Source organism: Exiguobacterium sp. B2(2022) (genome assembly GCF_028823655.1).
In the GTDB taxonomy this organism is placed as follows: domain Bacteria; phylum Bacillota; class Bacilli; order Exiguobacteriales; family Exiguobacteriaceae; genus Exiguobacterium; species Exiguobacterium aestuarii_A.
Window position 1 is genome coordinate 21,462 of the sequence record NZ_JAPEHX010000042.1, and the last position, 6,478, is coordinate 27,939.

Below are 6,478 nucleotides of genomic sequence, written 5' to 3' on the forward strand. Positions count from 1 at the left end.
AAAACGATGACAAACGTCATCGTTTTGTTAAACGGCAGGTTCCTGCCCTTTTTGTTTTTTCAATTCTTCCAATAGAATATCCGATTCATTAAACGGGATCGAATGTCGACCGATTCGCTCGACGTGGTCATGTCCTTTACCGACGACAACGACTCGCTTCCCTTTTAATGCTTGCATCGCAGCATGACGAAGCGCATCTTCTCTCGCTTCAAACGTCACGTAATTCACGTTCGGCTGGATCCCTTTGACTAAATCGCCAATGATTTGTTTCGGGTCTTCCATACGCACGTCATGTACAGTAACAATCACGTCGTTTGAATATTGACTCGCGATGCGACCCATGTCTTGACGTTTCGTCGGGTCACGGTCTCCTGCCGCACTTAAGACGACGACGAGAGATCGGTCGTCTTGTTGTAACGTGGACAGGCATTTCTCTAGACCATCCGGAGTGTGTGCATAATCAATATAAATTTCGGCATCTTCTGTATCGAGGCGCTCAAGACGTCCTTTTGGCAACGTAAGACCTGGTACGTTCGAGACAATCGTCCGAAGTGCCATATCAGAAGTGGAGACAAGTCCGATTGCCGCTGCCAAATTCGAGGCATTGAATGCGCCCATAAACCGGACGGGAACTTCTAGCTTAAATTCTTTCATATGAACAAGAACCGTATCCTCACGCCAGATGACTTGAATATCGGCCTCTATTTGCTCTGATGTACTATACATAATGGTTTGACGTGTCGGTGCAAACTCGGACATGACTCGGCTCGCCTTGTCTTCCGCGTTTAACACGATTGCGTCTCCATTTGTCATTTCTACCTGTTCAAACAATCGTGCTTTTGCACGAGCATATTCATCCATCGAACGATGGTAATCTAAATGATCATGCGTCAAATTCGTAAATGCGGCCGCATGAAAGTGAATTCCGGCCACACGTCCCTCCATCAATGCATGAGATGACACTTCAAGTACACAGTCCGTGACACCTGCATCAACCATATCCGCTAAAATACGATGTAAGACGACGGCTTCTGGGGTCGTATTGGCCGTTTCAATCGTTTGATTGTGGAAACGGGCACCGATTGTACTGACAATCCCTGCACGAAGTCCAGAGAGACGCAATAAATCATATGTCAATGTCGCTGTCGTTGTTTTTCCATTCGTTCCTGTCACACCATATATACGCATCCGATGAGACGGATGATCATAAAAAGTACTCGCAACCGCTCCTGCTGTCTGCTTCGTATCGGCAACAACCACATTCGGTACATCGAGATCGAGTGGATATTCTGAGATGACCGCACTCGCACCATTGGTCACGGCGTCTTCCGCAAACTTATGCCCGTCAACCGTGTAGCCACGAATACAAATAAAGACATTCCCTGAACTGACCTTTCTGGAATCCGTTTCGACTCCGGTCACCCATGGATCAAGCTTTATGTCATCCATCTCATTTTGTAAAATGGCGGATAAACGTTTCGTTCTCATGCTGTGTACGTCCTTTCTCATGGGTGTCGCTAGGTGTATAAACCTTATCGTCATGTTACTAGATTTTAACGGCAATTGAGATGACAAATATATTACTTCCCGTTTTCAATGAAAAGCAATCACTTCACGAAAAAAACCTAGACGTTTCATTCACGTACTAGGTTCCTCTCTTTTGAATGTTAGATGATGTTTAGTTAACTCGTTTTGCAAGACGCGCATGGCATTAGGGCCAACGCCATGAAAATTCTTTACTTCACGACGCGTATAGCTACATAAGTCATCTAAGGAGTTGACTCCTTTTGACATCAAGGCTCTTTTGGCTGGTGCAGCCAATTTCGGTAAGGCAATCATCCGATCTCCACCTTCCGCTTTCTAAATCGTTCGTTGATGGGAAGACAGGCAAGAACTTGTTCGATTCGAAATGTTCGTCTGGCCCGTTTATTCAAATCCCACGCCACGACATGTTCTCCCTGCACTTTCATCAATTTGACCCGCCGCTTCGAAAACACTCCATGTCGATCAACATATACCATTTCTGTGACCAGACCCGAACGCATCCATCGTAACAATTCTTCTCTCATCCTGTTTTCCCCTCCTTTTATTTAGTATAAGTATACAGAACATTTGTTCTCATTTCTATTGATAAGCTGTTCGCATATGTAAATTTCGATTATGATGGAAGAAATTCAACAGGAAAGGAAAGAAGACGATGACCTACGTTTTATTACTCGTTTTAGCGGCCTTTTTATTCGGCGCGATGATTTTCGCCGCACTGGCATTACCCAACCTTCGAAATATTTTATTCAACCGTGGCAGTTTGTTCAATCAACAGAGTGAAACCGTCACTTGCCCGAAGTGCAAAACGTCATTTAAACGCGCGCCGGGAGATGCGCAGACGTGTCCAAATTGTTATCACACGTTTTGAATCGTTGATGGGTATTGCATATTCGACCGCTATTTTTCATATTCCTTGGTTTGAATGAGAGCAAATGAGTGAAAGAACAGAAAGGATGCTTTATCTGATTAAAGTTCCTGATTCTTTCATCGTTGATCCCTTCACTCCATAAGAAAGGAGTTGCATATGCTTCCTACACTCGACGAGCGCCTAATCGATCAAATTCGTTTAAAAAATCGACAAGCCCTAGAACACTTATATGCCCGTTATGAAAACTTACTCTATCGATACGCGCTTCATTTAAATAACCGCCCTGCAACTGCAGAAGCGGCTTTGACTGATTTATTTTGTCGTGTCTGGCAACAACGTCTCAAATTTGAACCTCATACAGAAACCGTTCGTGAAACCCTGATCCGTTCTTTAGAACACATCATTTATCAGATGAACGAAGAAACATCCGCCTCGAGCACTTCTAAAATACCTTCCGCATAAGGTTTTTTTGTCACCTTTGAATGTAACCGCTTCGCCTGTTCGGTCGCGTTGTTCACCAAGTATCCGTTCCCCACATGTGCCAACATGTTCAGGTCATTCCCGCTGTCTCCAAAAGCATATGTATCTTCTCGTACAAAAGAAGAAGTGGCACATACATATTCAATACTTGAGACTTTCCCGGCATGGATCGGGTAAAAATCGATATCAAATGCATCAGCCGGATCACCTGCGTTCGGATTACATTGACTGATATTGACTGCGATGCCAGCTGAATCTGTCAGCATCCGAAGCGTTTCTCTCCATGACCCGACTTGGTCGCGGGCATAGTAACTTCGAAGCCAAGGTCTCATCCCATTCCCCGGCTGTTCATCTAATTGAATACGCATCTGTCCTATCTGTGACACGATGCGTTCCACACGCGATACAAAATCGCTCGGAAATAGGTCTTGATAGACCTTGTCCTCAACGAACGTTCCGTCCGTCTCGATTCGATATAATTCTGTGCCGAGACTCGAGGCGATGCGGTGTGGCCAAAAGCGAAGATTCGCTCGCTCTACTTTCACGTGCAACGATTCAAGAGAACTACCCGTCACCCACATCGTCGACACGTGTGACGAATGTTGTTCCAAAAAATCCTCGAGTCGACGGACGGAGGCTAGTTGGGTAGCGGAACACGCATGTGGAAAGTAGGTCTCATCAAAGTCAAAACAAACGAGTGTACGTCCCTCGTGTGAAAATCGTCTCATTCTATCGTCTCCTTATCGTTTTCTCTTTCTCCTATAGTACAATGAAACAAAGGAGGCATCTTATGATTCAACGAATCTCTCAAACCTATTGCCAAATGAGTAGCCTGATCACAGGATGTTTCATTGTATTTGCTTTTCTTTTTGGCATCCGCTCATATTTCTTTTGGGCGACAGTAAGCTCTTCCTTAATCGCAATCGGATTGATGCTAATGACATCCATTGGGTTAAGTGTCATTGCCTATATCCTTTCAGAAAAATTACGTTTGTTCATTTATACAAAGCTTCCAGTCCAGTCATCATCATGTTCAATAAATAGTCACACAAAATAGTCATCCATTTTTCTGTTTTGTACGTTAGATCAATACAAGGGACATCCCTTCTGCGCAAAGGAGTATGTTATGACTGATTTAGAGTTATATGAGCGTGTCAGGCAAAAAGACAAAGAAGCGCTCGAATTATTGTATGATCGGTATGAACGAATTTTATATGCTTTTGTTTTACAGCTGACAAAAGATCGCGACTTAGCCGAAGAAGCCATGCAGGAAGTATTTATCAAGTTGTGGCGCGGCGGTGGCGTCTATGATGATTCGAAAGGCAAGTTCAGGTCTTGGCTCTTTACGATGAGCCGTCACGTGGCCATCGACTTGATTCGAAAGCGTAAACCTGATTTACAACTAGACGAATCGTATGCCGAGGCCATTCCTTCTGAGTCACCATCTGTTGAAAAAGAAGTGGAGTGGCAAGAAGAACGCGCTCAAATCGAGACGGCCATGGCGACACTGCCGGCCGAACAACAGCAAGTCGTCCGACTCATGTACTTCCAAGGGTTAAGTCAGCAAAAGATTGCTGATGCATGTGGCATTCCGCTTGGTACAGTGAAAGGAAGGATTCGACTGGCGCTGAAGCAACTGAGGAAACAGTTATCCCATGAATTCATCGGAAAGGAGGTAGAACAATGAACGCATGCGACCAATTGATTGACTATTTCAACCAACATTTATCGGAAGATGAACGAGAGAAATTCGAACAACACTTAGCATCGTGTAAAGATTGTCAAGAAGAGCTTGAGCAACTCGAAGCACTTGTCGGTGGCGTCGCGTTCTTGTCTACTCCGATTGAACCACCCCGAGGCATGAAAGCACGTGTCCTCGATCGTGTATTCGAAGAAGAAGACAACGAACCCGTTACATCGTCCGTGACATCCGAATCCGCTCCACCCGTCACACCGTTCAAACAGAAACGAGAACGGAAAGTACCTGTTTGGGGAATGGTTGCGCTCGCGGCGGCGCTCCTGCTCTCTTTGATCGGAAACGGGTATCTGCTTACCAATCAATCCGATTCACCCGGCATCGCATTGACTGAAACCATTCCACTTGAGGGTGAGTCTGAAGGAACCGTTTATCTTGCAGAACAGGATGGTACAACACAATTGATTGTTCAAACGAACGGCTTAACCTCACTCGACGACAATGAAGTGTACCAAGTGTGGCTGTTAAAAGATGGTTCCCCAATTCCTACCGGTGCCTTCGTCACAGACGATAAGGGTAACGGGACGGTCATCTATACGCTCGACTCGGATGAAGTCGATGTCGACTGGGATACAGTCGCCGTCACAAAAGAACCGAATCGTGGCAACGAGACACCAGAAGGCGAAATCGTGTTAAGTGCTAGCCTTTAATCCTTCAACCGGACACATATGCTGTCCGGTTTTTTTGTCATGATGGACCAAAGGAGTGAATGGGATGCAAAAACCTAAAATCGGGATTGTCGGACTCGGAAACATCGCCCAAAAAGCGTATTTACCGATTCTCGCGAACCACCCCCTCATTGATGTAATCGGTGCATTTTCTCCGAACACATCGAAGCGGGAAAAGATTTGCCGAACGTATCGGATGACCTCGTTCGACATGTTAGAGGAACTCGCCTCATCGGTCGATGCGGCATTCGTACATAGTTCAACTGAAACTCATTATGACGTCGTCGCGTATTTACTAGAACGCGGGGTCGACGTTTACGTGGATAAGCCCCTCGCCGCAACATTGGATGAGGCGGAACAACTCGTCGAACTAGCCGAGCGACTCGGCCGCAAATTGATGGTCGGGTTCAATCGACGCTTTGCCCCGATGTATAGACGTCTCCAAGAAGAATCACCTTCACATATGATCGATGTGGTGAAACATCGGGAGAACGATGTTGGTCCACAGGATGCGATGTTCACCCTTCTCGACGATTATTTGCATGTCGTTGATACGTTACGCTTTCTCGCCGGCAACGAGCTTCGACTCGTCTCGGGTCAACTCGAGGTCAATGACAAGCAAGAACTTCGCTTCGCCCGTCATGTGTGGCAAGACGAGTATGGGATGCATACGACATCGATGCATCGTTCGGCTGGAGCGAACCATGAGCACGTCTCCATCGTCCGTGACGGAGAACGACTATCCGTCGACGAGATGTTCACGCTACATCGTTTCAACGATGGACGACATGAAGTAGAGACGTTCGGATCGTGGGACCCGACACTCACCCAACGTGGTTTCCAAGGGGCGATTGACCACTTCATTTCAGCGCTCATCGATAATACACCGATTCAAACAGACGGTCGCGTTGCGCTAGAGACGCAGCGACTTGTCACAAAATGTTTCGAGTAAAGGAGGGAAACACATGGATTTCTTTTTCTACGTCATGGTCATGGTAATCGTCGTTTCGTCGGTCGGTGCCAATACGATTATCAAAACGAGAGAAGCTCGTGTCGAAGAACGTCGCCTGAAAATCGAAGAAGAGAAACTCGCCATTCAACGTCTTGAACTTGAAATGAAACGCGAACAAGACAAGCTCGATCATCATGGATTTTAATAAA

At 46.0% G+C, this 6,478-nt stretch carries 10 protein-coding genes; 6 read left to right on the forward strand and 4 right to left on the reverse strand.

Annotated elements, in window-relative coordinates:
• Positions 1–27 precede the first annotated feature (27 nt).
• From ON063_RS09745 to ON063_RS09755, 3 genes are all read right to left on the reverse strand, one after another.
• The gene (locus ON063_RS09745; RefSeq protein ID WP_274665004.1) at positions 28–1,488 is read right to left on the reverse strand and encodes a UDP-N-acetylmuramoyl-L-alanyl-D-glutamate--2,6-diaminopimelate ligase; all 1,461 of its coding nucleotides are present in this window, start codon (positions 1,486–1,488) and stop codon (positions 28–30) included.
• Positions 1,489–1,638: 150 nt separating this feature from the next.
• On the reverse strand, positions 1,639–1,839 hold the full coding sequence (locus tag ON063_RS09750; protein WP_274665005.1) for a hypothetical protein: 201 nt from the start codon (positions 1,837–1,839) through the stop codon (positions 1,639–1,641).
• Positions 1,836–2,069: a hypothetical protein gene (locus ON063_RS09755; RefSeq protein ID WP_214694870.1), complete on the reverse strand. Its 234-nt coding sequence runs from the start codon at positions 2,067–2,069 to the stop codon at positions 1,836–1,838. The genes ON063_RS09750 and ON063_RS09755 overlap by 4 nt, the downstream gene beginning before the upstream one ends.
• A gap of 128 nt (positions 2,070–2,197) precedes the next feature.
• Between ON063_RS09755 and ON063_RS09760 the strand changes: the two genes are divergently transcribed.
• Entirely contained in the window at positions 2,198–2,413 is a 216-nt protein-coding gene (locus ON063_RS09760) for a hypothetical protein (protein ID WP_274665006.1), read from the forward strand.
• 156 nt (positions 2,414–2,569) lie between these two features.
• Positions 2,570–2,875: an RNA polymerase sigma factor gene (locus ON063_RS09765; RefSeq protein WP_214694874.1), complete on the forward strand. Its 306-nt coding sequence runs from the start codon at positions 2,570–2,572 to the stop codon at positions 2,873–2,875.
• Here ON063_RS09765 and ON063_RS09770 read toward each other — a convergent pair.
• On the reverse strand, positions 2,821–3,621 hold the full coding sequence (locus tag ON063_RS09770) for an HAD family hydrolase (RefSeq protein ID WP_274665007.1): 801 nt from the start codon (positions 3,619–3,621) through the stop codon (positions 2,821–2,823). The two genes, ON063_RS09765 and ON063_RS09770, sit on opposite strands and share 55 nt — an antisense overlap.
• Before the next feature lie 398 nt (positions 3,622–4,019).
• Between ON063_RS09770 and ON063_RS09775 the strand changes: the two genes are divergently transcribed.
• The 4 genes from ON063_RS09775 (at position 4,020) to ON063_RS09790 (ending at position 6,474) form a co-directional block, all read left to right on the forward strand.
• On the forward strand, positions 4,020–4,580 hold the full coding sequence (locus tag ON063_RS09775) for an RNA polymerase sigma factor (RefSeq protein ID WP_274665008.1): 561 nt from the start codon (positions 4,020–4,022) through the stop codon (positions 4,578–4,580).
• Entirely contained in the window at positions 4,577–5,299 is a 723-nt protein-coding gene (locus ON063_RS09780; RefSeq protein ID WP_274665009.1) for an anti-sigma factor, read from the forward strand. The genes ON063_RS09775 and ON063_RS09780 overlap by 4 nt, the downstream gene beginning before the upstream one ends.
• 64 nt (positions 5,300–5,363) lie before the next feature.
• Positions 5,364–6,269 carry a Gfo/Idh/MocA family protein gene (locus ON063_RS09785; protein WP_274665010.1) on the forward strand — a complete coding sequence of 302 codons (906 nt, stop codon included), beginning with the start codon at positions 5,364–5,366 and terminating at the stop codon, positions 6,267–6,269.
• Between the two features lie 13 nt (positions 6,270–6,282).
• Positions 6,283–6,474, forward strand: coding sequence for a hypothetical protein (locus ON063_RS09790; RefSeq protein ID WP_214694888.1), 192 nt, complete (start codon positions 6,283–6,285; stop codon positions 6,472–6,474).
• Positions 6,475–6,478: the final 4 nt, after the last annotated feature.

Bases quoted from the DNA above. Each gene is read 5' to 3' on its own strand.
- ON063_RS09755 (WP_214694870.1), bottom strand. From the start codon at position 2,069: ATGAGAGAAGAATTGTTACGATGGATGCGTTCGGGTCTGGTCACAGAA.
- ON063_RS09775 (WP_274665008.1), top strand. From the start codon at position 4,020: ATGACTGATTTAGAGTTATATGAGCGTGTCAGGCAAAAAGACAAAGAA.
- ON063_RS09745 (WP_274665004.1), bottom strand. From the start codon at position 1,488: ATGAGAACGAAACGTTTATCCGCCATTTTACAAAATGAGATGGATGAC.
- ON063_RS09760 (WP_274665006.1), top strand. From the start codon at position 2,198: ATGACCTACGTTTTATTACTCGTTTTAGCGGCCTTTTTATTCGGCGCG.
- ON063_RS09770 (WP_274665007.1), bottom strand. From the start codon at position 3,621: ATGAGACGATTTTCACACGAGGGACGTACACTCGTTTGTTTTGACTTT.
- ON063_RS09765 (WP_214694874.1), top strand. From the start codon at position 2,570: ATGCTTCCTACACTCGACGAGCGCCTAATCGATCAAATTCGTTTAAAA.
- ON063_RS09750 (WP_274665005.1), bottom strand. From the start codon at position 1,839: ATGATTGCCTTACCGAAATTGGCTGCACCAGCCAAAAGAGCCTTGATG.
- ON063_RS09780 (WP_274665009.1), top strand. From the start codon at position 4,577: ATGAACGCATGCGACCAATTGATTGACTATTTCAACCAACATTTATCG.
- ON063_RS09785 (WP_274665010.1), top strand. From the start codon at position 5,364: ATGCAAAAACCTAAAATCGGGATTGTCGGACTCGGAAACATCGCCCAA.
- ON063_RS09790 (WP_214694888.1), top strand. From the start codon at position 6,283: ATGGATTTCTTTTTCTACGTCATGGTCATGGTAATCGTCGTTTCGTCG.